The 21,786-nt window shown below is 74.1% G+C and carries 21 protein-coding genes; 3 read left to right on the forward strand and 18 right to left on the reverse strand.

The genetic code is table 11. The annotated features are described in order from the left end of the window. The 3 genes from ACI6PP_RS11675 to ACI6PP_RS11685 form a co-directional block, all read right to left on the reverse strand. A partial coding sequence (locus ACI6PP_RS11675; RefSeq protein WP_421111756.1) for an MFS transporter occupies positions 1-396 on the reverse strand: 396 nt, incomplete at its 3' end. Between the two features lie 59 nt (positions 397-455). Continuing rightward, a complete protein-coding gene (locus ACI6PP_RS11680; protein ID WP_421111757.1) occupies positions 456-938 on the reverse strand; it encodes a MarR family winged helix-turn-helix transcriptional regulator in 483 nt (160 codons plus the stop codon). A 115-nt stretch (positions 939-1,053) separates the two neighbouring features. Further along, a complete protein-coding gene (locus tag ACI6PP_RS11685) occupies positions 1,054-1,842 on the reverse strand; it encodes a DUF3027 domain-containing protein (protein WP_421111758.1) in 789 nt (262 codons plus the stop codon). Positions 1,843-1,926: 84 nt separating this feature from the next. Between ACI6PP_RS11685 and ACI6PP_RS11690 the strand changes: the two genes are divergently transcribed. Next, positions 1,927-3,309: an MFS transporter gene (locus ACI6PP_RS11690; RefSeq protein ID WP_421111759.1), complete on the forward strand. Its 1,383-nt coding sequence runs from the start codon at positions 1,927-1,929 to the stop codon at positions 3,307-3,309. 36 nt (positions 3,310-3,345) lie between these two features. On the opposite strand, the gene ACI6PP_RS11695 is transcribed toward ACI6PP_RS11690, so the two are convergent. From ACI6PP_RS11695 to ACI6PP_RS11730, 8 genes are all read right to left on the reverse strand, one after another. Further along, entirely contained in the window at positions 3,346-3,741 is a 396-nt protein-coding gene (locus tag ACI6PP_RS11695) for a cold-shock protein (RefSeq protein WP_421111760.1), read from the reverse strand. A 51-nt stretch (positions 3,742-3,792) separates the two neighbouring features. Beyond that, positions 3,793-4,401 carry an HAD family hydrolase gene (locus tag ACI6PP_RS11700; protein ID WP_421111761.1) on the reverse strand — a complete coding sequence of 203 codons (609 nt, stop codon included), beginning with the start codon at positions 4,399-4,401 and terminating at the stop codon, positions 3,793-3,795. 223 nt (positions 4,402-4,624) lie between these two features. Beyond that, entirely contained in the window at positions 4,625-7,291 is a 2,667-nt protein-coding gene (locus tag ACI6PP_RS11705) for an FtsX-like permease family protein (protein ID WP_421111762.1), read from the reverse strand. Further along, on the reverse strand, positions 7,284-8,033 hold the full coding sequence (locus tag ACI6PP_RS11710; RefSeq protein WP_421111763.1) for an ABC transporter ATP-binding protein: 750 nt from the start codon (positions 8,031-8,033) through the stop codon (positions 7,284-7,286). Before ACI6PP_RS11710 ends, ACI6PP_RS11705 begins: the two co-directional genes overlap by 8 nt. Beyond that, the gene (locus ACI6PP_RS11715) at positions 8,030-8,584 is read right to left on the reverse strand and encodes a PadR family transcriptional regulator (RefSeq protein WP_421111764.1); all 555 of its coding nucleotides are present in this window, start codon (positions 8,582-8,584) and stop codon (positions 8,030-8,032) included. Before ACI6PP_RS11715 ends, ACI6PP_RS11710 begins: the two co-directional genes overlap by 4 nt. 396 nt (positions 8,585-8,980) lie before the next feature. Beyond that, positions 8,981-9,625, reverse strand: coding sequence for a 4'-phosphopantetheinyl transferase family protein (locus ACI6PP_RS11720; RefSeq protein WP_421111765.1), 645 nt, complete (start codon positions 9,623-9,625; stop codon positions 8,981-8,983). 15 nt (positions 9,626-9,640) lie between these two features. Next, on the reverse strand, positions 9,641-10,771 hold the full coding sequence (locus tag ACI6PP_RS11725; RefSeq protein ID WP_421111766.1) for a YihY/virulence factor BrkB family protein: 1,131 nt from the start codon (positions 10,769-10,771) through the stop codon (positions 9,641-9,643). A gap of 49 nt (positions 10,772-10,820) precedes the next feature. After that, a complete protein-coding gene (locus tag ACI6PP_RS11730) occupies positions 10,821-12,482 on the reverse strand; it encodes an AMP-binding protein (protein ID WP_421111767.1) in 1,662 nt (553 codons plus the stop codon). A 70-nt stretch (positions 12,483-12,552) separates the two neighbouring features. Here ACI6PP_RS11730 and ACI6PP_RS11735 point away from each other — a divergent pair, with 70 nt between their 5' ends. Continuing rightward, the gene (locus ACI6PP_RS11735; protein ID WP_421111768.1) at positions 12,553-13,155 is read left to right on the forward strand and encodes a hypothetical protein; all 603 of its coding nucleotides are present in this window, start codon (positions 12,553-12,555) and stop codon (positions 13,153-13,155) included. Here ACI6PP_RS11735 and ACI6PP_RS11740 read toward each other — a convergent pair. The 6 genes from ACI6PP_RS11740 to ACI6PP_RS11765 are packed head-to-tail and all read right to left on the reverse strand — an operon-like array spanning position 13,133 to position 19,197. After that, entirely contained in the window at positions 13,133-14,503 is a 1,371-nt protein-coding gene (locus tag ACI6PP_RS11740) for an MFS transporter (protein ID WP_421111769.1), read from the reverse strand. The two genes, ACI6PP_RS11735 and ACI6PP_RS11740, sit on opposite strands and share 23 nt — an antisense overlap. 8 nt (positions 14,504-14,511) lie before the next feature. Next, complete coding sequence (locus ACI6PP_RS11745) at positions 14,512-15,258, reverse strand: SDR family oxidoreductase (RefSeq protein ID WP_421111770.1); 747 nt, start codon at positions 15,256-15,258, stop codon at positions 14,512-14,514. Positions 15,259-15,311: 53 nt separating this feature from the next. After that, entirely contained in the window at positions 15,312-17,057 is a 1,746-nt protein-coding gene (locus ACI6PP_RS11750) for a helix-turn-helix domain-containing protein (RefSeq protein ID WP_421111771.1), read from the reverse strand. 7 nt (positions 17,058-17,064) lie between these two features. After that, on the reverse strand, positions 17,065-17,448 hold the full coding sequence (locus ACI6PP_RS11755; protein WP_421111772.1) for a type II toxin-antitoxin system PemK/MazF family toxin: 384 nt from the start codon (positions 17,446-17,448) through the stop codon (positions 17,065-17,067). Positions 17,449-17,470: 22 nt separating this feature from the next. Then, the gene (locus ACI6PP_RS11760; RefSeq protein WP_421111773.1) at positions 17,471-18,289 is read right to left on the reverse strand and encodes an ABC transporter permease; all 819 of its coding nucleotides are present in this window, start codon (positions 18,287-18,289) and stop codon (positions 17,471-17,473) included. Continuing rightward, the gene (locus ACI6PP_RS11765) at positions 18,286-19,197 is read right to left on the reverse strand and encodes an ATP-binding cassette domain-containing protein (protein ID WP_421111774.1); all 912 of its coding nucleotides are present in this window, start codon (positions 19,195-19,197) and stop codon (positions 18,286-18,288) included. The genes ACI6PP_RS11760 and ACI6PP_RS11765 overlap by 4 nt, the downstream gene beginning before the upstream one ends. Positions 19,198-19,276: 79 nt before the next feature. Between ACI6PP_RS11765 and ACI6PP_RS11770 the strand changes: the two genes are divergently transcribed. Then, a complete protein-coding gene (locus tag ACI6PP_RS11770) occupies positions 19,277-21,166 on the forward strand; it encodes a helicase-associated domain-containing protein (protein WP_421111775.1) in 1,890 nt (629 codons plus the stop codon). A 66-nt stretch (positions 21,167-21,232) separates the two neighbouring features. On the opposite strand, the gene ACI6PP_RS11775 is transcribed toward ACI6PP_RS11770, so the two are convergent. Beyond that, a complete protein-coding gene (locus ACI6PP_RS11775) occupies positions 21,233-21,772 on the reverse strand; it encodes a GNAT family N-acetyltransferase (RefSeq protein WP_421111776.1) in 540 nt (179 codons plus the stop codon). Positions 21,773-21,786 lie beyond the last annotated feature (14 nt).

A 21,786-nucleotide genomic window follows, 5' to 3' on the forward strand; every position in this document is an offset into this window, starting at 1 on the left:
GGCCGTCAGGCCGCCCATGCCGAGGCCCTGGACGACGCGCGCGCCGAGCAGCTCGGGCACGTTGCGCGAGAAGCCGGCCACGACCGAGCCCACGACGAACACGACGATCGCCGTCTGGACGAGCGCCTTCTTGTTGAACAGGTCGGACATCTTGGCCCAGATGGGCGTCGACACCGTCATGGCGAGCAGCGACGCGGTGATCACCCACGTGTACTGGGTCTGGCTGCCCTCGAGGTCGCTGATGATGGTCGGCAGCGCGTTGCTGACGATCGTCGAGGACAAGATGCCCGTGAACAGCGCCGCGAGGAGGCCGACCAGGACCTCCAGGATCTGCCGGTGCGACATCTCCGGCTCTGCGGTCGACACCGGCGGCGGTGCCGTGGTGGTGGTGCTCATCGTGTTCCTTCCGTGGCGCCCGGGGGCGCAGGTCGTGCGTGGTTCGTGGGACGCGGCGCTCAGACGAGCGCGGGCGTCGGGGGTTCTGCGGCGTGGGCGTCGGTGCCCTCGGCGAGGCGGTCGGCGAGGTGTCCGACGAGGCGGGCGGCGCCGTCGAGGTGCTCGGCGTCCCAGTCCTGCAGGATCTCGGCGAGGCGGTCGTTGTAGTACGCCGTCATCGCGTCGAGGCTGCGGGCGCCCGCGGAGGTCAGGGAGACCAGGCCGGCGCGGGCGTCGGCGGGGTCGGCCCGCCGGGCGACGAGCCCGCGCTCCTCCAGGCTGGTCAGCTGGCGGCTGATCACCGAGGCGCTGAGCCCGAAGCCGCAGGCGATGTCGCCGGTGCGGGCCTCGCCGTGGCGCTCGATCCAGCGCAGCACGCCGACCTCGGTGCGCCCGAGCTCGACGCCGGCGGCGTCGGTGCGGAAGCGTCCGGACTTCAGGGCCCGGGTCAGGCGCATCAGCGCCTCGAGCAGGTGCTCGGTCGACCTCTCCTGCTGCTCCACGTCACGTCTCCGTCCACTTGGTTGCTGAACACAACGATAGAAGCGTTGTGTTCAACACGCAACCAATACTGCGGTGAGACGGTTCACACCGCACGCCGGGAGGCGGCGGGAGGACTCAGACGTCGAGGGTGTCGACCCCGAGGGTGTCGATCACCGGCGACGGCAGCGGGACGGGGCCCGCCGAGCGCGACAGCTTGGCGTCGGAGTGGGCCCCGCAGCCGTGGTCGAGCGCGACGACGCGGCCGTCGTCGTTGGCCATGCCGTTGGCGCAGACGCCGAACTCCAGGCCGAGCGGGCCGGCGAGGCGGACGGTGAAGCCGCAGTCCGAGCACCGGCCGGGACTCTGCTGGGCCAGCGGGACGTCGGGGCCCTGCTCACCGTCGTGCCAGCGCTGGGCGGCGAGGTCGCGTCCCTCGAGCGACAGCACCCACGCCCGTCCCATGCCGACCTCGTCGGCGACGGAGCGGACGGCCGAGGTGTCGACGAGCGGCTCGGTGGCCGGGTCGCCCGCCGTGAAGCCGGGCACCAGGCGCAGGTCGTCGGCCTCGGGGGGCAGCAGGTCGCCGGGGCTGAGGTCGCCCGGGCGCACGCGCTCCTTGTAGGGGGTCCAGGACGGGGCGACGATCGCCTCGTCGCCGGGGAGCAGCACGATCTCGCAGACGGTGACGGTGCGCTGGCGCGAGGCGCGCGCGACGGTGACCGACCACGTCCAGCCGCGGTACCCGGCCTGGGTGGACGCGAACACGTGGGTGACGAGGCGCTCGCCCTCGCGGCGGATGGCCAGGTGGTCGCCCACGACGTCCGCACCGACCTCGTCGACGAGGTGCTGGCGCGCGATCGGGGCGGCGTCGGCGCACGCGGCGTCGACGCGCGGGTCGCGCGTGGGGGTGGTCGGGTCGGCCATGACGCGATTGTCGCGCACCGCGCCAAGCAGGCGCCACCGGGGCGCGTCACGCCGGATCGGTCGTCGGTGCGGCAGGATGTGCCCGTGGACGAGCAGCCCCCTCCCCCGCGCTCGGACGGGCCCTCGGACCCGCCCGGACGCGCGAGCCGCGCCGTCCGCGCCGGAGGTCGGGCGGCCCGGTCGGTGGGACGCGCGTCCACCGGCACCGTGCGCCAGGCACGTCGCTTCACGCAGGCCAAGGGCGCGGGCGAGAGCGGCCTGTCGCGGCTGCTCGAGATGCACGCGTTCAACACCGCAGGAGACGCCGCCGTCGCGGTGTCGCTGGCCGGCACCCTGTTCTTCACCGTCCCCACCGGCGAGGCCCGCGGCCAGGTCGCGCAGTTCCTGCTGCTGACGATGCTGCCGTTCGCGATCGTCGCCCCCGTGATCGGGCCGTTCCTCGACCGGTTCCGTCGCGGGCGTCGATGGTCGATCGGCACCACGATGGCCGTCCGCGCGTTCTGCTGCTGGGTGATGTCGACCGCCGTGCAGGACGGCTCGTACGCCCTGTTCCCCGCCGCGCTCGGCTGCCTGGTGGCGTCCAAGGCCTACGGCGTGACGCGGGCCGCCGCGGTGCCGCGCGTGCTGCCGCGGTCGTTCACGCTCGTCAAGGCCAACTCCCGGATCTCGCTGACGGGCACCATCGGCGCGGCGGTGTCGGCACCGCTCGCCGTGGGCGCCGCGGCGATCGGCGCCGAGTGGGCGCTGCGGTACGCGTTCGTCCTGTTCGTGGTCGCGACGGTGCTCGCGGTGCTGCTGCCGTCGCGCGTCGACTCCTCGGCGGGCGAGGAGCCGGTGGCGATGTCGTCCCTGCGCGGCGACAGCGACACCCGGCGCCGCCTCGGCATCACGTTCGCCGTCGTGCACGGCCTGCGCTGCAACACCGGGCTGAGGTTCCTGTCGGGCTTCCTCACCATGTTCATGGCGTTCGTCCTGCGCGAGTCGCCGTTCCCCGGGTGGCAGCCCACGGTGCTGATGGGGCTGGTGATCGGCGCGGCCGGCGTCGGCAACACCGCCGGCGTGCTGCTCGGGTCGGTGATGAAGTCACGCCGGCCCGAGACCACCGTGCTCGTGGTGCTGGCCGTCGACGCCGCCCTCGTCACCTTGGCGGCGGTGGTGTGGGCGCTGCCCACGGCCGTCCTGCTCGGCCTGACGGTGGGCGTCTGCCAGTCGCTGGGCAAGCTCAGCCTCGACGCCCTGATCCAGCGCGACGTCCCCGAGGCCGTGCGCACCAGCGTCTTCGCCCGCTCCGAGACGCTGCTGCAGCTGGCCTGGGTGGTGGGCGGGTTCCTCGGCCTCGGCATCGGCCTGCAGACCCCGCAGCTCGGCCTCGGGGTCACCGCCGTGATCCTCGTCGTCTGGTTCGGCCTCGTCGCCAAGGGCTCGCTCGGGCGCATCGACGCCGACGCCCCGCGGCGCGTCAGCTAGCCGTCCTGCCCTCCCCCGCGTGCGCGGGGCGGTGGGTCAGGCCTCGAGCTCGTCGGCGAGGGCGCGCAGGAGCGCGGCCGTCGGCTTGGCGGTCTTGGTGTCGGGGTGCCGGCCGTGGCGGTAGCCCTCGCCGAGGCCGTCGAGCAGGCCGATCAGGTCCTCGACGATGACGACCATGTCCTCGGGGGCCTTGCGGCGGGCCTTGGCCTGGGTGCGCGAGACCGACGGGGCGCGCTCGAGCAGCCGCACCTGGAGGGCCTGGTCGCCGCGGCGACCCTGCGCGATGCCGAACTCGACGCGCGTGCCGTTCTTCAGCGTGGTGACGCCCTCGGGCAGGGCGTCGGAGCGGACGTAGACGTCACCGCCGTCGTCCTGCGACAGGAAGCCGAAGCCCTTGTCGCCGTCGTACCACTTGACCTTTCCGGTAGGCACCGCTGACCCTCGTCTCCGCTCGTCGTCCCGGCGCCACGTCGGCGCCGACCCTCACCCTATCGACTCCAGGAGCTCGGGGAGGTCGAGGAGGGAGTGCAGGACGACGTCCGCGCCTGCGCGCTGCAGCTCGACCCCGCTGCAGGGCCCGGTGGTGACGCCCACCGCCGTGACCCCGGCGGCCAGCGCCGCCTCGACGTCGTGCACGTGGTCACCGACGTAGGCCGTGGCACGCTCCCCGCGCAGCGCGACGGCCTTGCCCTCGCGCCACAGTCGCCCGTGGACGGCGTCGAGCTCGAGCCCGAGGTGGTCCAGGTGCCGCCGGGCGGCCGGCGCGTTCTTCGCGGTGACCAGCACCGTGCGTCCCCCGAGCGCGCGGACGGCGGCGAGCGCCTCGTGCGCGCCGGGCATCGTGCCCACCGCCTCGACGGCCAGCTCGGGGTACAGCTCGCGGTAGCGGTCGGCCAGCGCGGGCACCTCGTCGGCCGGGAACCAGTGCGCCAGCTCGGACTCCACCGGCGGCCCGAGCCGCGAGGTCACCAGGTCGACGTCGATCGCCACCCCGGTCTCGGACGCGAGCCGCTCGTACACGGCGCCGATCCCGGGGCGGGAGTCGATCAGGGTCATGTCGAGGTCGAAGCCGACCACCAGGGGCGCTGCCACGCCCCCGACCCTAGACGCGGCTCACGGGCGCTTGGCGCGCTCCTCCTCGCGGTCGCGCTGCGTGCGCCGGACGGCGAGCAGCTCGGCCAGACGGACGCGCGCCGCGCGCCGCCGTCGGACGGACAGGTCTGCATGGCTCATCGAGGCCCCCCGCGATGACTCGGTGTGGGTTCGACCCTAGGACGTGCCCGGGTCAGGTTCGGTTGCATCGGCTGGCGGGTCGTCATGCCGTCCTCCGGACGAGCACGACGCGGCTGCGGACGGCGAGGCCGGACACCAGCGCCGCGAGCGCCGGCACCCCGAGCGCCACGAGGGCGAGGAGCGGCCAGGGCACCACGTGCACGGTCGTCCCGACGTCGCCCGTGCCGTACCCCTGGGTGAGCGACGTGGCCGCCACCCAGCCCGGCACGATCCCGAGCACCACGCCCAGTGCCGCACCGACCGTGCCGACGACGAGCGCCTGCGCGGCGGCCACCGCCCGGCGGGTGCGCGGCGCGGCGCCCACGGCCGACAGCGTCGCGAGGTCGGGCCTGGCGTCGCTCAGGGCGAGCCCGGTCGCGGTCAGCGTCCCGATGAGGACGAGCAGACCGCCCGCGACGCCCAGGCTGAGGAACTGCAGCGTGTAGGTCTCGGTGAACCCGCGCTCGACCAGCATCGACTCCGAGACCGGGTCGCCGTCCACCTCCAGCGCGCCCAGCGCCCGCACGTCGGCCGCCGACAGGGGGCCGTCGCGGACGTCGGTGACGACCGACTGCGGCACGGCGGTGATGCCGAGCGACGCCGCCTCGGCGCGGGACACGACGCCCGTCGCCACGACCGGCCGGTGCCCGCGCGGCACGTCGACGACGGCCGTGAGGTCCGCCCCGGCCGCGGGCGCGACCACCCGGCGCTGGGTGGCCCGCGAGCCGTCGCCGCGGTAGACGTCGGCGACCAGCGTCACCTGGTCCTCGCCCCCGAGCGAGCCGCGGGGCACGAGCACGCGTCCGGCCTCCAGCGCGTCCGTCGACGTGGCGTCGAGGCGCACGCCCATGGCGGCGAGGTCGTCGGCGTCGGCCACCAGCACTCCCCGGTCGCCTCCGCTGCCCGCCGCGTCGTCGCCGTAGAGGTAGGTGCACTCGGCCTCTCCACGGCAGGCACCGCGGGCGACGCTCCACGTGGTCTCGGTGGTCTCGTCGTACCGGGACGCGGGCGTCACCGCGACCAGCCGGCGCCCGGGCAGCGCCCGGCCGGCCTCGGCGACCAGCGGCCCGCTCGCGACGTCCCCGTCGGACAGGCTGATCTCCGCCTGGCCCGACGGCAGGCTGTAGACGTAGTCGCGCTCGTTCTGGGCGAAGTCGCTCGCCGACCCGATGGCCAGCGCGGTGATGCCCGCGACCACCGCCATCACGGCGGCGACGGCCGGTGCGCTGCGGGCGCGCTGGCGCGTCGCGTCGCGGACGGCGATGCGCAGCGCGAGGGGCAGTCGTGGGGCGAGGCGTCCGACGGCGCCGATCGCCAGCGGGACGAGGAACACCGCGCCCACGACGAGGACGACGGTGCCGAGCGCGACGGTGATGCCCCGGTCGCCGGCGAGTGCGGGGCCCGCGACCACCAGGCTGAGGCCGACGACCACCATCGCCACGCCGAGCACCGGCCATCCCGGCGCGGGGCGCGGGTCGTCGGGGCGCTCGGTGAGGGCGGCGACGAGGTCGCGCCGAGCAGCCTGCCGTGCGGGCACGACGGCGGCGACGAGGGCGGCCACGACGCCGAGGACGACGGCGAGGGTCGCCCACCCCCACGGGACGTCGAACGGACCGCGGACGGTGTCGACGAAGCGGTACGCGACGGTGAAGGCGAGCGGGGTCAGGGCGACGCCGAGCACCGCACCGAGCACCGCGGCCACGCCACCCAGCACGAGCGCGCCGGCGAGGACGACGCGGCGCAGGTCGGCCGGCGATCCGCCGCCGGCGGCGACGAGGGCGAGCTGGCGACGCTGGTTGCGGGCGCCCACGGCGAAGGCGGGTCCGGCGAGCAGGGCCACCTCGATCACGATGCAGGCCACCACGAGCCCGTTCACCGTGTCCTGGGCACTGCTGCTGTACCCGTCCGAGGGGTCGGCGACGCCCGACGGCGGGTCGAGCACGACCGCGCGCGAGGTGACGACGTACCCGTCCTGGTTGAGCGACTGCACGTCCGCCCAGGTGACCGGGGCGGACCGGCCGACGAGCAACCCCTGCTGGACCGGGATCCCGGGGTCGGCGGGCACGGTGATCGCGTCGAAGGTCGGCTCGGTGACCACCACGCCCGCCTCCGGCACGTACCGGGGTCCGGTGACGCCCACCCCGACGACCCTCAGCTCGCGGTCGCGCACGGTGAGCGTCGAGCCCGGCTCGTGGCCGGCGCGCGCGATCGCGGGCGAGACGACGACCTCGTCGTCGGCCCGGGGCAGGCGGCCGCTGTCGAGCTCCACCATGCCGCGCGTCAACGGGTCGGCCAGGTCGGTGGCGAGCACCTGGACGTAGGTCGTGCCGCCGTCGCGGCCGGCCCCAACGATCTCGGAGTCACCCACGTGGACCGGCACGACGTCGGCGTCGAGCCTGCGGCCGAGGTCGGCCGCGGACTGCTGGGCCGTCCGGTCCTGCTGGTCGCTCGCGATCGCGGCGTCGCGACCGTCGGGGCCCTGCGAGACCGGTCGCACCGACCCGTTCGTGCTGACGTAGGCCTGCGACGCGCCCACCGTGAGGGGGAGCGCCTCGCGGGCGTCGACGTCGATGGTGCTCGCGACGGTGGCGAGCCCGACGGCGAGCATCACCGGCAGCCCGACCATCAGGACGACGAGCAGGCTGCGGGCCTTGTGGCGCAACGCGTCGCGCCGGGCGATCCGCAGCGCGGCGCCCCAGCGGCTACGCATCGTCGCCCCCGGCGAGCTCGGCGGCCAGCACCTCGTCGGTGAACACCGGCTCGACGACGTCGCCGGACTCGTCCACGATCGCGCCGTCGCGCAGGAAGACCACCCGGTCGGCCCACGCCGCGTGCCGCGGCTCGTGCGTGACGAGGAGTCCGGCGGCGCCGGCGTCGATGCGGGAGCGGAGGACGCCGAGGACGACGTCGCCCGTGGCGGTGTCGAGGGCGCCGGTGGGCTCGTCGGCGAGCAGGATGCGGCGGGGCCCGACGAGGGACCGCGCGATCGCGACCCGTTGCTGCTGGCCGCCCGACATGTCGTCGGGGAAGCGGTCGGCGAGCGCCTCGATGCCGACGCCCTCCAGCGCCTCGACGGCCTGACGGCGGGCGTCGCGGGCGCGGACGCCGTCCAGCTCGAGCGGCAGGGCGACGTTCTCGACGGCGGTGAGCGAGGGCACCAGATTGAGGTCCTGGAAGACGTAGCCGACGTGTCGGCGTCGCATCGCCGCCCGCTCGCGGGCGTTGGCCCGGGCCAGCGAGCGGCCCTCGATGACGACGTCACCGGAGGTCGGCACGTCGAGCCCGCCGGCGAGCGCCAGCAGGCTGGACTTGCCCGACCCCGACGGCCCCATGACCGCGACCAGCTCACCGGCGTGGACGCTCAGGCTGACGCCGGCGAGCGCCCTGACCTCGGAGGCGCCGCTGCCGTGGACGTGGGTGACGTGGGCGATCTCGAGCACGACCTCGCTCATCGGGACTCCTTCGACGCGACGGGCAGCGGGTGGACGGTGAGCAGGGCGTCGACGTGGTCGAGCCAGCGGACCTCGGCCTCGGCGGCGAACAGGAGCCGGTCGAGGACCAGCTGCCAGGCCCGGTCGCCCTCGGCGGACGCCTTGCGCTTGAGCCGGTTGAGCCCCTGCAGGTGCGACAGCGTGCTGCGTCGCTGCGCCTGCAGGAGACCGGCGGCGTTGACGCCCGGCAGCGTCACGGCCAGGGCGATCTTGATGGCGAGCTCGTCGCGCGGGTCGCTCGCGTGGTCGATCGGGTCGGCCCACCAGCGGTCGACCTCGGCGTGCCCGGCCTCGGTGATCTCGTAGAGGATGCGGCCCTCGTCGTCGGCTCCCCCGCCGCCGACGACAAGGCCGTCCCGCTCGAGCCGCGACAGCGTCGTGTAGACCTGCCCGACGTTCAGCGGCCAGGTGCCCCCCGTCGCCTGCTCGAACTGCGAGCGCAGGCGGGCGCCGTACATCGGCTCCTTCGCCAGCAGCGCGAGTAGCCCGCGCCTGACTGCTTGTGCCGACATCGGCGTCCCCCTGCATACTCGGTATTCATCCTGCTGGAGGCAGGTATACCGGGTATGAGGGTGGGTGGCAAGCACCTCCCTCACCGCTTCTGCCGCAGGTGCTGCTCGCGCGACGAAGAGCGCGCCTACGGACGAGGCGCGCGGTCGCTGCTCGTCGCAGCCGGCCTCGGATCTCGAGGGGTGGACGGCCGGTGCACGGACCGTGGCACATGGTCGCCGACCGTGGTGGCTTCACCGTGGTTCGCACCTCTTTGCCGTGGTCGGTGTGACTGCTGGTGACCGTGGTGGCTGACCGTCCACCCACCGAGACGCACCCGGCCACGGTGGGCCGGACACGCCCAGCCGTCCGTCGGTGCCTGTCGGCGAGCACCCCGACGGCGCCGCACGCGCGACGCGTCAGGCCGGCACGACCACCGCCGTCCGCACCACCGCCCCGTCCACCTCCCACCGCCCGGCCCAGACCACCCCCGGACCACCACCGGGAGAGGTCACCCGCGCCGTGAACGACCCGTCGGCCGCGAGGTCCACGTCGGCGTGATCGAACTCGATCCAGGTGCCGCGGAGGGGGTGCCAGGCCTTGAACACGCTCTCCTTCGCGCTGAAGAGGACGAGGGCCGCGGTGTCGTCGTCGAGGCCGGACGACGCGAGCCGTGCACGCTCGTCGGCGCTGCGGACGAGCGCGGCCACCTCGGGCGGCAGCACCCGCAGCGGCTCGACGTCGATGCCGAGGGCGGCGACGTCCGTCGCGTGGGCGACCGCCGCGGCGACCTCGCCGGCGCCGTGGGTGATCGAGCCCACCACGCCCGCCGGCCAGACCGGTCCGCGCCGCTCCCCTACCGCCACCGGCCCGCCCGGGATGCCGAGGGCGGCCAGCGCCTCGTGGGCGCACCCGCGTCCGGCGACGAAGTCGCGCACCCGTGACGGCACCGCGCGGGCCACGGGGGCTCGCTCCACGTCGCTCACCAGCGCGTCCCAGCGCGGGTCGTCGACGGCGCCGGCGCGCAGCACGACCACGTCCGGGAGCAGGTCGGCGAGGCTCATGGTCCCGCGGACCGGTCAGGCGTCGCGGCTGAGCCGCAGCGTGGGCTCGGGGTCGTCGGGGTCGCGACGCTCCGGGCCCTCGGTGGCGTCGGGCAGGGCCACCAGGTGGGGGACGTCGGTCGTCCGCTCGCCGTCGCCCTCGACGTCGGCGGGGTCGGCCTTCGTCTCGTCCGGGCGCGGGTCGAAGGTGATGCTGATCGACTCGAAGCCCTTGTGGCGCTGGGCCTTGGCGTACTCGGCGTAGGCGCGGCGGTCGGCGTCGGTGAGGTCGACGTTGTCGGTGAACGGCGTCAGCAGCGCCCGCGGGTACAGCTTCTTGGCCAGCACGACGTTGACCTCGATGCCGAAGATCGCCATCAACGACGCGATGTAGATGACGCCGACGAGACCGAGCACCAGGCCGAAAGTCTGGTTCATCGACGACGTCTCGACGAGCACCCGGTTGACGTAGATCGCACCGATCACCTGCAGCCCCTGCCACAGGACGGCCACCACGACCGCGCCCGGCAGCGCCCGCCAGAAGCTGTGGTCTCGCGCGGCCGCGAGCCGGAAGAGCATCGCGAACACCACCGCGACCAGCAACGTGGTGACGCCGGTGATGATCCACTGCAGCGTGGCGTCGATGCGGGCACCGAACACCTGCGCGTTGCTGCCGGCGACCGACACGGCGCTGACGAGGAGCACCGCGATGCCGGCGGTGATGAGCAGCAGCAGGCTGCGCGCCCGTCCGAGGAACGGGTTGGGGCGGCTGTTGCGCGGCACCGCCCAGGCGATGTTCATCGCGTTCTGGCTGGCCTGGCCGAGGCCGAGCGCACCGTAGAGCGCGACGATCGAGCCCAGGACCACCGCGCCGAGGCTGCCCTGCAGGCCCTCGGGACGTCCGAGCTGGTCGCCGATGATCGGGAACTGGCTCAGCGCGGAGTTGAGGATCGTCTCCTGCAGCCCCGGTCTGCCCTGCAGCAGGAAGCCCAGGATCGACGACCCGAGCAGCAGCAGCGGGAAGATCGCGATGAACGCGTAGTAGGTGACGATGGCGGCCAGGTAGTTGCCCTGGTCGTCGAAGAACTTGTAGAACACCGACAGGGGCATGCCCACGACGGGATGACGCCGCTGGAAGCGGTCGACCCCGTCGATGACCTTGCCCACCGTCCAACGGTACCGCTGGACCCGTCCGGCCGGACGGTCCGACGCAGGTTCAGGCCGTGGGGCCCGACGCCCGCAGCCCGAGGACGCGCGCCGACTCCTCGCGCATCTGCACCTTGCGGACCTTGCCGGTGACCGTCATCGGGAACTCCTCGACGACCATCACGTAGCGCGGCACCTTGTGGCGCGCGAGCCGTCCGTCGCAGAACGCCTTGACCGCGTCGGCGTCGAGCGGGGTGGCGCCCTCGCGCATCCGGACCCACGCGCAGAGCTCCTCGCCGTAGCGCTCGTCGGGCACCCCGACCACCTGCACGTCGGCGATGTCGGGGTGGGTGTAGAGGAACTCCTCGATCTCGCGCGGGTAGAGGTTCTCGCCCCCACGGATGACGAGGTCCTTGATGCGGCCGACGATGTTGGTGTAGCCGTCGCTCCTCATCTCGGCGAGGTCGCCGGTGTGCATCCACCGCGCGCGGTCGATGGCCTCGTCGGTCTTCTCCTCGTCGGCCCAGTAGCCGAGCATCACCGAGTAGCCGCGGGTGCACAGCTCGCCCGGCGTTCCGCGCGGGACCGTCAGCCCGGTGAGCGGGTCGATGATCTTGACCTCCAGGAACGGGTGGACGCGGCCCACCGTGGACGTGCGGCGCTCGACGTCGTCGTCCGGACGGGTCTGCAACGACACCGGCGACGTCTCGGTCATGCCGTACGCGATCGAGACCTCCTCCATGTGCATCTCGCTGATGCACCGCTTCATCACCTCGACCGGGCACGGCGAGCCGGCCATGATGCCGGTGCGCAGCGTCGACAGGTCGTAGTCGGCGAAGTCCGGCAGGTTCTGCTCGGCGATGAACATGGTGGGCACGCCGTACAGCGCGGTGCACCGCTCGTCCTGGACGGCCCGCAGCGTCGCCGCGGGGTCGAACGCGGGCGCCGGGATCACCATCGCGGCGCCGTGGCTGGTGCAGCCGAGGTTGGCCATCACCATGCCGAAGCAGTGGTAGAAGGGCACCGGGATGCACAGCCGGTCCTCGTGGGTGAAGCCGATCGTCTCGGTGGTGAAGTACCCGTTGTTGAGCAGGTTGTGGTGGCTGAGCGTCGCGCCCTTGGGGTAGCCGGTGGTGCCCGAGGTGTACTGGATGTTGATCGGGTCGTCGGGGCTGAGCGCGGCCATCGCGGTGGCGACCGCGTCGGCCGGCTGCCGCTCCCCCGACGAGAGCAGCGCGTCCCACGACTCGTCGTCGAGGTAGACCACCTGCGTGAGCTCGGGGCAGTCGCCACGGACCTCCTCGACCATCTGCCGGTACTCGCTCGTGCGGAAGGTCGTGGCGCTGACGAGCATGCGCATGCCCGACTGCCGGATCGCGTAGCCCAGCTCGTGGGTGCGGTAGGCCGGGTTGACGTTCACCAGGACGACGCCGATCTTCGCGGTGGCGTACTGCACGAGCGTCCACTCGGCGCGGTTCGGGGCCCAGATCCCGACCCGGTCGCCCTTGCCGACGCCGGCCGCGAGCAGGCCGCGCGCGACGCGGTCGACGTCGGCGTCCAGCTCGGCGTACGTCCAGCGGCGACCGGTCTCGACCTCCACGAGCGCCTCGCGGTCGCCGTGCGCGGCCACCGTCCGCTCGAGGTTCTGGCCGATCGTGTCGCCCAGCAGGGGGACGTCGGCGGGCCCGGCGGCGTAGGAGGGCAGGACGGACGTGGGTGTGACCTGGGTCATGCGCGGAGTCTAGGCACGCGCGCGTCGACCGGCCAGGGCCCGGGACGGGCATGTTGACTATGGTTCGGCCATGACTCTGGACGACCTGCGTGGCACCCGCCAGGTGACGTTCTCCTCCGGCGGGTGGGGCGTGACGGCTACCGACCCGCTGCCCACCCGGTACGACCTCAAGGAGCTGCCCGACGGCTACTCGCTGCGGGCGCCCGGGCGCACCGAGGTCGCCCAGTTCCACCGCACGGACTTCGAGCAGCCCTTCGGCGACCACTGGTCGGTGTGGACGCCCGACCACGTCCACCTCGGCGACGTGCAGCGCGCCGGGCCGCGCGACACGTTCGCCCTGTTCTCACCGGCCGGCGAGCCGATGGCCTGGTGCGGGCCGCAGGCCTCGCTCGAGCAGCTGCGCACCCCGCTGCCCGACGCCGAGGGCACCGTGGGCACCGCCGTCTGGTCGTTGCTGCGCCTGGAGCTGCGGGTCGACTTCACCCCGGGCTACCAGGGCTCCACCTACGACGACCTGACGATCGCCGACCCGCAGCTCACCGCGCTGAGCACCGCCACGCGCAAGCGCAAGCACTTCGGCCTCGGCAACGACTACAACGTCGACCTGTCCGAGCTGCCCGACTTCGTCGACAAGGCCCTCGTCCTCGCGGTCATCGCGTACGAGAGTCGCTGACGGCCGCGTCCTCGAGCACGCGGTCGTGGTCCAGCGAGCTGCCGCTCGTCTCCCTGCTGAGCAGCACCGCCGCCAGCGTGATCACCGCGGTGATCGCGATGTAGACGCCGACCGCCGACGTGTTCGGGTCGTCGACGTCGCCGAGCAGGCGCAGGGCGATGATCGGGGCGAGGGCGCCGGCCAGGATCGACGCGAGCTGGTAGCCGATGGACGCACCGGAGTAGCGCACGCTGGTGCCGAACAGCTCGGAGAAGAAGGCCGCCTGCGGGGCGTACATGAACGAGTGCAGGAGCAGCCCGAGCAGGACCGCGCCGGTGATGACCAGCGCCGAGCCGCTCTCGAGCAGGTCGAAGAAGAAGAACGTGTAGACGCCCACCCCGACCGCTCCCACCAGGTAGAACGGCTTGCGGCCGAACCGGTCGGACGCGAGCCCCACCAGCGGCACGAAGGCCAGCTGGAAGGCCGAGCCGATCAGCAGCGCCTGGGTGCCGACCTTGCCCTCGTAGCCCGCGTACTGGGTGAGGTAGGTCAGCGAGATGACGGTGAAGATGTAGTAGCTGGTGTTCTCGGCCAGGCGCATGCCCATCGCGAGCAGAATCTCGCGCGGGTAGTGCCTGACCACCTCGAGCAGCGGCATCTGGCGCTCGGCGCCCTGCTGGGCGAGCGCCTCGCGGGCCTGGGCGAACACCGGCGACTCCTCGACGCTGAGACGCACCCACAGGCCGATCAGCACGAGCACGCCGCTGAGCACGAACGCGATGCGCCAGCCCCACGACTGGAAGTCCTCGGGCGACTGCACGGTCTGCAGGACCCACAGCACCGCTGCGGCGAGCAGGTTGCCCGACGCGACGCCGGCCTGCACCCACGACGTCCAGAAGCCGCGGTGGCCCGCGTCGCCGTGCTCGGCGGCCATCAGCACCGCGCCGCCCCACTCCCCGCCCACGGCGAAGCCCTGGAACAGGCGGCAGAGCACGAGCAGCACCGGGGCGAGCACGCCCACCTGGCCGTAGGTGGGCAGCAGGCCGATGGCGACGGTGGCGCCGCCCATCAGCAGCAGCGACAGCACAAGCATCTGCTTTCGCCCGACGCGGTCGCCGAAGTGGCCGAACACGATGCCACCGAGCGGACGGGCCACGAACCCGATCGCGTAGACCATGAAGGCGTAGAGCGTGCCGGTCGTGCCGCCGAGCTCGCCGAAGAAGACGTCGCCGAACACGAGCGCGGCGGCCGAGCCGAACAGGAAGAAGTCGTACCACTCGACGGTGGTGCCGACCATCGAGGCGCTGACGACCTTGACGATGCCGGTGCGCGGAGGCGGGGTGCTGCTGTCGTTCGCGGTGGTGCTCATCGGTGCTCCTAGCTGGCGGTCCATCCGCCGGTCATGTCGTGGGTCGCGCCCGTGATCGAGTCGGTGCCGGGGCCGCAGAGGAAGCCGACGAGGCGGGCCACCTCGTCGGGCTCCACCAGGCGCTTGACGGCGCTGCGGGCCAGCAGGACGTCGGCGACGACCTGGTCCTCGTCGATGCCGTGGGCACGGGCCTGGTCGGCCACCTGCCCCTCGACGAGCGGCGTGCGGACGTAGCCCGGCGCGACGGTGTTGGAGGTGATCCCGTGCGGCGCGCCCTCCAGCGCGAGCGACTTGGAGAAGCCCTCCAGCCCGTGCTTGGCGGTGACGTACGCGATCTTGTACGGCGACGCGCGGTGACCGTGGACGCTCGAGACGTGCACGAACCGGCCCCACCCGCGCTCGCGCATGCCGGGCAGCACCGCCTGCGCGATCGCGAACGGCGCCCGCAGCATCAGGGTGAGGATCTGCTCGAAGGTCTCGGCGGGGAACTCCTCGACCGGCGCCACGTGCTGGAAACCCGCGTTGTTCACCACGACGTCGGCCTCGAGACCGAGGTCCGCGATCGAGGCGGGGTCGAGCAGGTCGACACGGGCCGTGAGGGCCCCGGTGTCGGCGGCCAGCGCGGCGAGCCCGTCGGCATCGCGGTCGAGCCCGAGCACGTCGTCGCCGAGCGCCACGAAGTGCTCGACGCAGGCGCGGCCGATGCCGCTCGCGGCGCCGGTGACGACCACGCGACGCGTCTCGGGAGGAGTCACGCACGTCACACTAGGGCGGCACCATCGCCCCGGCGACGTGCTCGTCCCACACCTCAGGCGCCGTCCGATGTGCCCATCCGCCACACCCGCAGGGCGAGCTGGACGTCGAGCAGGGCGGCCGGGTCGCGCCACCCGGGCCCGATCAGCGACGCGACCCGGTCGAGCCGTTGGGTGACCGTGTTGGTGTGGACGTGCAGGAGGCGGGCCGCCCCGGCGGCGCTGCCCGACGCGGCGCACCACGCCTCGACGGTGCCGACGAGGTCGGTGCCGCGCTCGGCGTCCCAGGCGAGCAGCGGGCCGAGGGTGGTCTCGACGAAGCCGGCGACGTCGCCGCGGGACGTCTGGCCGAGCAGCAGCCGCGCGAACCCCAGGCCGGCCGGGTCGGCCACCTCGCCGTCGCGTCCCAGGGCGACCAGCGCGCGGGCCGTCGAGCGTCCCTCGACGAGTGCGGCGGCCGTGTCCGTCACGGCGTCGGCCAGGGCGACCGCGCCGACCGTCGCGGCGACGTCGTCCTCGGCCAGGACGTCGTGGAGGCTCCTCCCGGCGGCCACGGCGTCGTCGCCGGGGACCAGCGCGACGAGGTCGGCCTCGCGCACGGTCACCAGGCCCTGGCGCGCCCGGGCCCAGCCGTCGAGGCGGCGGCGCGCACGACCGCGGTCGCCCTGCGCCAGCACCGCGACGAGCAGCGAGTGCGGACCGTCCGGGTCGACGTGCTCGCGGCGGAGCCGGCTCCGGGCGCGCTCGACGTCGTCGGGGCCGTCGAGCAGCTCGTCGAGGAGGTCCTCGCGGGCCCGCCCGTCGGCGACGGCGACCGTCCGCTCGAACGAGAGCACCACCGCCAGGCCGAGCGCCGCGCGGTCGAGGGTGCGTCGCTCGGCGTCCGCGAGGGCGCCGGAGCCCAGCACCACGAGGGAGCCGAGGTGCTCGCCGCCGGCGGCCGCGGCGGCCACGTACGCGCGGTGGTCGCCGAGGGGCACCGACCGGCCCGCGGCCACCGACGCCTCGACGACGGGGCCGAGCTCGGCGGCCGACGGCAGCGCGTCCGCGTCGGTGCCGACGGCGGCGCGCACCCGTCCGTCGACGTCGAGGACGCAGACCGCGGCGTCGAGGTCCTCGGCCACCACCTCGGCCAGGCGCGCGAGGTCGCCGCCGCCGACGAGGGCGGCGGTGAGCCGGTCGTGCGCCCGGGCCGCGCGCTCCATCGCCGACGAGTGGGCGGCCAGGCGCGTCGTCGCCTCCTCGGCCTCGGAGAACAGGCGCGCGTTCTCGAGCGCGATCGCGGCGTGGGCGGCGAACGACGAGAGCAGCTCGACCTCCTCGGTGGAGAAGGGCCGGGGCGTGCGGTTGGCCGCGAGCAGGGCGCCGATGACCTCGCCCTTGACCTTCATGGGCACGCCGAGGATGGCGTGGATGCGCTCGTCGTCGACGGCGTCGTCGATGTACTCGCGGTGCGCGAACCGCTCGTCGGCGTGGTAGTCCGGCGTCGCGTACGGGACGCCGGTGCCCGCGACGAGGCCGAGCAGGCCGGTGCCGAGCGGCATCCGCAGGTTGCGGAACGACGCGCTGACGGCGCCGTCGGTGACGCGGATGCAGGTGGCGTCGTCCTCGACCAGGCCGAGGTAGCTGATGTCGGTGCCGATCAGCTGGCGCGCGCGTCCGACGATCGCCTCGAGGATCTCGCCGACGTCGCGGATCGCGGTGAGGTCGTTGGCGGTGGCGTACAGCGCGGCGAGCCGGGCCTCGCGCACGCGCAGCCGCTCGACCGTCGCGAGCAGCTGCTCGACCGACTCCTCGGCCACGGTGGCCTCAGTGCAGCCGGGCGACGGCCGCGGCGACCTCGTCGAAGACCGCGCGTCCGAGCACGGCGCCCTCGCGACGGACGGCGTCGGGGTCGACGGTGATCAGCCGGTCGAGGCGCACCTCGCTGGGGCGGCGCTCGCGGTCCCAGTCGCCCGAGCCGATGTCGAGCCAGTACCGGCCGTGACGCTCCTCGTCGGCCTGGTCGCGGTCGTGGTCCTTGCTCGTGAGCATCAGCGCGACGAGGTCGTCGTCGTCGGTCCGCGCGACCAGGAGCACCGGACGGTCCTTGCCCTGCTGCGGGTCGTCCTCGTACGGCACCCAGGTCCACACGATCTCGCCCGGGTCGGGACGGCCGTCGGGCTTGGGGTCGTACTCCAGGTGCAGGCTCATGCCCGCAGGGTAGCGACGTCGCTCAGGCGTCGCGGCGGACGAACAGCCAGCCGGCGAGGGTCAGCAGCAGCGCGACGAACACGGTGAAGACGATGCCGCCGCCCACGGGGCCGAAGGGCCGGTAGCCCAGGAACTCGAACAGCTGGTTGATCGAGGTGCGGGTGTACATCTGGCCGCCGGCGTCGAACGGCAGGAACTTGAGGATCACGGTGATGCCGCCCTGGCCCTGGGGGTCGCCCGAGGCGGCCTTGATCGCGAGCACCACCGCCCGGATGATCTGCTCGGCGAGGGTCGGGATGAGGACGAGCATCGCCACGGCGGCCGTCTGGTTGCGCACGATCGCGGCGAAGGCGACACCGGCCCACGAGAACAGCACCGTGTAGATCACGAGCGCGAGCAGCAGCCCGAACAGGAACCCGTCGATGGGCAGGTCGACGCCGAACGACAGCCCGACCACCACGGAGATCACCGCGCAGCCCACCGTCGTGAGCACCGCCACGAGCGCCACGACGAGGAGCTTGGCCAGCAGCACGCGCAGGCGTCCGTGCACGCTGGTGAGCGTGGCGCGGACCATGCCGTGCCGGTACTCGTGGCCCATCGCGAAGACGCCCACGATGCCGACGATGTACGCGGTGAACAGCGGCGGGATGCCCGTCGAGGCGCCGAACGTGACGAGCAGCGACAGCGGCTCGCGTCCTCCGGCCAGCGGGCCGAACTCGGGCAGCTGCCAGGCGACGATGCCCGACACGACGAGGGTGAACGCCCAGGTGACGCCGACGAGCCAGTAGGTGGAGCGGATCGTGGTGACGCGGAACCACTCGTAGACCAGGGCGTCCCTCATCGCAGGTGCCCCCGGAACTCCTCGTCGGCGCCGGTGGCGTCCAGGAACGCCTCCTCGAGCGTGGCCTCGACGTCGACGAGCTGGTGGACGCGCGCCGCGGCGTCGCGGGCGGCGTCGCCGACCTGGGCGGAGGTGAGGCCGCGGACGGCCCAGGTGCCGTCGGGCTGCTGCTGGGCGTGGCCGCCGAGCGAGGCGATCACCGGCCCGAGCTGCGACATGTCGGGGGTGGTGACGAGCACGTGGTTGCGCGCGCTGGTGCGGGTGAAGTCGGCGACGGCGCCGTTGGCGATCATCCGGCCGCGGCCGACGACGACGAGGTGGTCGGCGAGCACCGCCATCTCCTGCAGGAGGTGGCTGCTGACGAACACCGAGCGCCCCTCGGCGGCGAGGCTGCGCAGCAGGCCGCGGAGCCAGGTGATGCCCTGCGGGTCGAGGCCGTTGGACGGCTCGTCGAGGATCAGCGTGTGCGGGTCGCCGAGCAGCGCCGCGGCCAGGCCGAGCCGCTGGCCCATGCCGAGGCTGAACTTGCGCGGACGGCCCCGCGCGACCGACTCCAGACCGACGACCGCCAGCACCTCGTCCACGCGCGAGCGGGGGATGCGGTTGGCCGCGGCGAGCATCCGCAGGTGGTCGCGGGCGCGGCGGGTGGGGTGGAACGGGTTGGCCTCCAGCAGGGCCCCGACGTGGCGCAGTGGCTGCTCGAGCTCGTCGAACCGTCGGCCGTCGAAGGTGGTGCGCCCGTGGCCGCGGTCGAGGCCGAGCATGAGCCGCATCGTCGTGGACTTGCCCGACCCGTTCGGCCCCAGGAACCCGGTGACGGTGCCGGGACGCACGACGAACGACAGGTCGGCCACGGCGACCTTGGGGCCGTACTGCTTGCCGAGGTGCTCGGCGACGACGAGGGCCACCCCGCCAGCATGGCACGGGGTGCGCCGGCCGTCCGGTATCGCGCGGCCCCGCCACCGCGCCTCGGATACCGTGGGTCCGATGGCCACCCGCGCGAACCAGAGGGCGCCGCGCACCCTCGCCGAGGACCTGCGCGGCCGGAGCGACGACGCCCTGACCGCCCTGTTCACCGCGCGTCCCGACCTCAGCCACCCCACGCCCACCGACATGACGCAGGTCGCCTCGCGCGCCGCGTCGCGCACCTCGGTGACGTGGGCCGTCGACCGTCTCGACCTCGCCACCATCCGGGTGCTCGCCGCCGTGGCCGCCGACGACACGACGACCCCCGCCGCCGTGCGGGCCGCCGTCGACGCGCCGGCGTCGCGCGTGGACGGCTGCCTGGCGCGGCTGCTCGAGGTGGCGCTCGTCTGGGGCTCCGACGACGCGTTGCACGCGGTGCGTGAGGCGGCCGAGGTCGTGCGGGCGGTCGAGGACCCGCTGCCCGAGGCGCCGGTCGGGTCGCCGCCGGCGCTGACCCCGCGTCCGTCCGACGGTCGCCGCCTCGACGCCCTGAGCGCGGGTGCCGCGACCGAGCTGGTGCAGCGCGTCGACGCGCTCCTGGCCTCGTGGAGCGCCAACCCGCCCAGCGTCCTGCGGTCGGGCGGGCTCGGCGTGCGCGACGTGCGCGCGGCCGCGTCCCTGCTGGGCGTGAGCAGCACCGAGGTCGACTTCCTCGTCTCACTGGCCCGCACGGCCGGCCTGCTCGCCCGCGGCGACGGCGGCGGCGACGAGGCCTGGATGCCCACCACCGCCTTCGACGGCTGGCGCCAGCAGGGCGTCGGCGAGCGCTGGGCCGTGCTGGCCGAGGGCTGGCGCGACTCCCCCGGCCGCGCCGTGCGGCGGCTCGTCCTGCGCGTGCTCGCGAGCGTGCGTCCCGACGGGTTCGAGGACCCCGACGACGTGCTGCGCGCCGTCGCCTGGCACGCCCCGCGCGTCGGCGACCACCGCGAGCCCATGGCGCTGCAGGCCCTCGCCGAGGGCGCCCGTCTCGGCGTCGTCGTCGACCAGACGCTGAGCGTCCCCGGCGAGGCGCTGCTCGGCGACGGCGCGGCCCGCGCGATGGCGGCGCTGATGCCGCCGCCCGTCGACCACCTGCTGCTGCAGGCCGACCTGACGGCCGTCGCGCCCGGCCCGCTCGAGCCGGCGCTCGCCCGTCAGCTCGAGGAGGTCGCCGACACCGAGTCCACCGGCGGCGCCAGCGTCTACCGCTTCACCGACGGCTCCGTGCGACGCGCGCTCGAGCTCGGCTGGCCCGCCGCGCGTATCCACGCCTTCCTCGCCGACCACTCGCGCACCCCCGTCCCGCAGCCGCTCACCTACCTCGTGGACGACGCCGCGCGCCGCCACGGGCAGGTGCGGGTGGGCCGGTCCGCCGGCTACCTGCGCTGCGACGACCCCACCGAGCTCGACGCGATCGTCGCCGACGCGACGTCGCTGGGTCTGTCCCTCCAACGGCTGGCACCCACCGTCGCGGTGAGCGAGCTGCCCGCCGACCTCGTCCTCGAGCGCCTGCGCGGAGGCGGGCACCGGGCCGTCGGCGAGGGCTCGGACGGGTCCATCGAGAGCGCGCGGCCGCGTCCCCGCCGGGCGCGTCCGCCCGAGGTCGAGGTGCGGTCCGGTTCGGACCCCGCCGGCGTCGTCGCGGCCGTCCGCGCAGGCGACGCGGCGGCGCAGTCGCGTCCGGTCGACGCCGTGCCGGCGGCCCTGGCGCACAGCGGCTCGCTCGAGGCGGTCGCCGCGCTGCGCGAGGCGGCCGAATCGCGGGCCAGCGTGTGGCTGTCGTACATGGACCAGGCGGGCTCGGCCACCGAGCGCATCGTCGACCCCGTCCGCGTCGACGCCGGGTGGCTCACCGCCTACGACCACCGCAGCGGCCGGGTCCAGACCTTCGCCCTGCACCGCGTCGGCCGGGTCGCCCCCACCACCGCCTGACGTCCCCCACGTCCGCGATCTGAAGCCTTGTGGTCCCCATCCTGGGCAGATGAGCACCCGAAGGCTTCAGATCGCGGACGGGACGGGCAGGCGGTACTCCACCGACGCGACGCCCCACGCGTGCGCGACCTCGCGGTGCAGGCGCATGCCGACCCGCTCGGCCATGCGCCGCGACGGGACGTTGTCGGGCGTGGTGATCGCGACGACCGGACGGTCGGTGCCCGCCGCGAGCGTCGCGTCGATCGCGGCGCGCACCGCCTCGGTGGGCACGCCCGCGCCCCACACCCCGGGCGAGAAGCGCCAGTAGGTGTTGAGCAGGGCCTCGGGCTCGACGCCGGGCAGGATCGACGACGGCGCGTCGAGGCGTCGCTGGCCGGTGAAGCCGACCAGCTCGCCGTCGTGCTCGACCATCCAGTAGCCCAGGCCGTCGTCGGCCCAGTCGGCCAGGTGCGAGGCGAGGTAGGCGTCGGAGCGCTCACGGTCCATCGGGCCGTCCGGTCGGAAGCGGGCTGTGCGCGGGTCGCCCTCGATCGCGAGGACGGCGTCGGCGTCGTCGAGGCGGGGCCGTCGCAGCAGCAGCCGGGGGGTCGTGATCTCGGCGGGCATCGCCTCACCTGTAA

It is taken from the genome of Solicola agrisoli, from assembly GCF_049059935.1.
Lineage (GTDB): Bacteria > Actinomycetota > Actinomycetes > Propionibacteriales > Nocardioidaceae > JAURVT01.

Excerpts from the sequence above, each read along its gene's own strand:
- ACI6PP_RS11710 (WP_421111763.1), bottom strand. The coding sequence starts at position 8,033 with ATGAGCGAGGTCGTGCTCGAGATCGCCCACGTCACCCACGTCCACGGC.
- ACI6PP_RS11770 (WP_421111775.1), top strand. The coding sequence starts at position 19,277 with ATGGCCACCCGCGCGAACCAGAGGGCGCCGCGCACCCTCGCCGAGGAC.
- ACI6PP_RS11755 (WP_421111772.1), bottom strand. The coding sequence starts at position 17,448 with ATGAGCCTGCACCTGGAGTACGACCCCAAGCCCGACGGCCGTCCCGAC.
- ACI6PP_RS11720 (WP_421111765.1), bottom strand. The coding sequence starts at position 9,625 with ATGAGCCTCGCCGACCTGCTCCCGGACGTGGTCGTGCTGCGCGCCGGC.
- ACI6PP_RS11760 (WP_421111773.1), bottom strand. The coding sequence starts at position 18,289 with ATGAGGGACGCCCTGGTCTACGAGTGGTTCCGCGTCACCACGATCCGC.
- ACI6PP_RS11735 (WP_421111768.1), top strand. The coding sequence starts at position 12,553 with ATGACTCTGGACGACCTGCGTGGCACCCGCCAGGTGACGTTCTCCTCC.
- ACI6PP_RS11685 (WP_421111758.1), bottom strand. The coding sequence starts at position 1,842 with ATGGCCGACCCGACCACCCCCACGCGCGACCCGCGCGTCGACGCCGCG.
- ACI6PP_RS11775 (WP_421111776.1), bottom strand. The coding sequence starts at position 21,772 with ATGCCCGCCGAGATCACGACCCCCCGGCTGCTGCTGCGACGGCCCCGC.
- ACI6PP_RS11730 (WP_421111767.1), bottom strand. The coding sequence starts at position 12,482 with ATGACCCAGGTCACACCCACGTCCGTCCTGCCCTCCTACGCCGCCGGG.
- ACI6PP_RS11740 (WP_421111769.1), bottom strand. The coding sequence starts at position 14,503 with ATGAGCACCACCGCGAACGACAGCAGCACCCCGCCTCCGCGCACCGGC.
- ACI6PP_RS11705 (WP_421111762.1), bottom strand. The coding sequence starts at position 7,291 with ATGCGTAGCCGCTGGGGCGCCGCGCTGCGGATCGCCCGGCGCGACGCG.
- ACI6PP_RS11715 (WP_421111764.1), bottom strand. The coding sequence starts at position 8,584 with ATGTCGGCACAAGCAGTCAGGCGCGGGCTACTCGCGCTGCTGGCGAAG.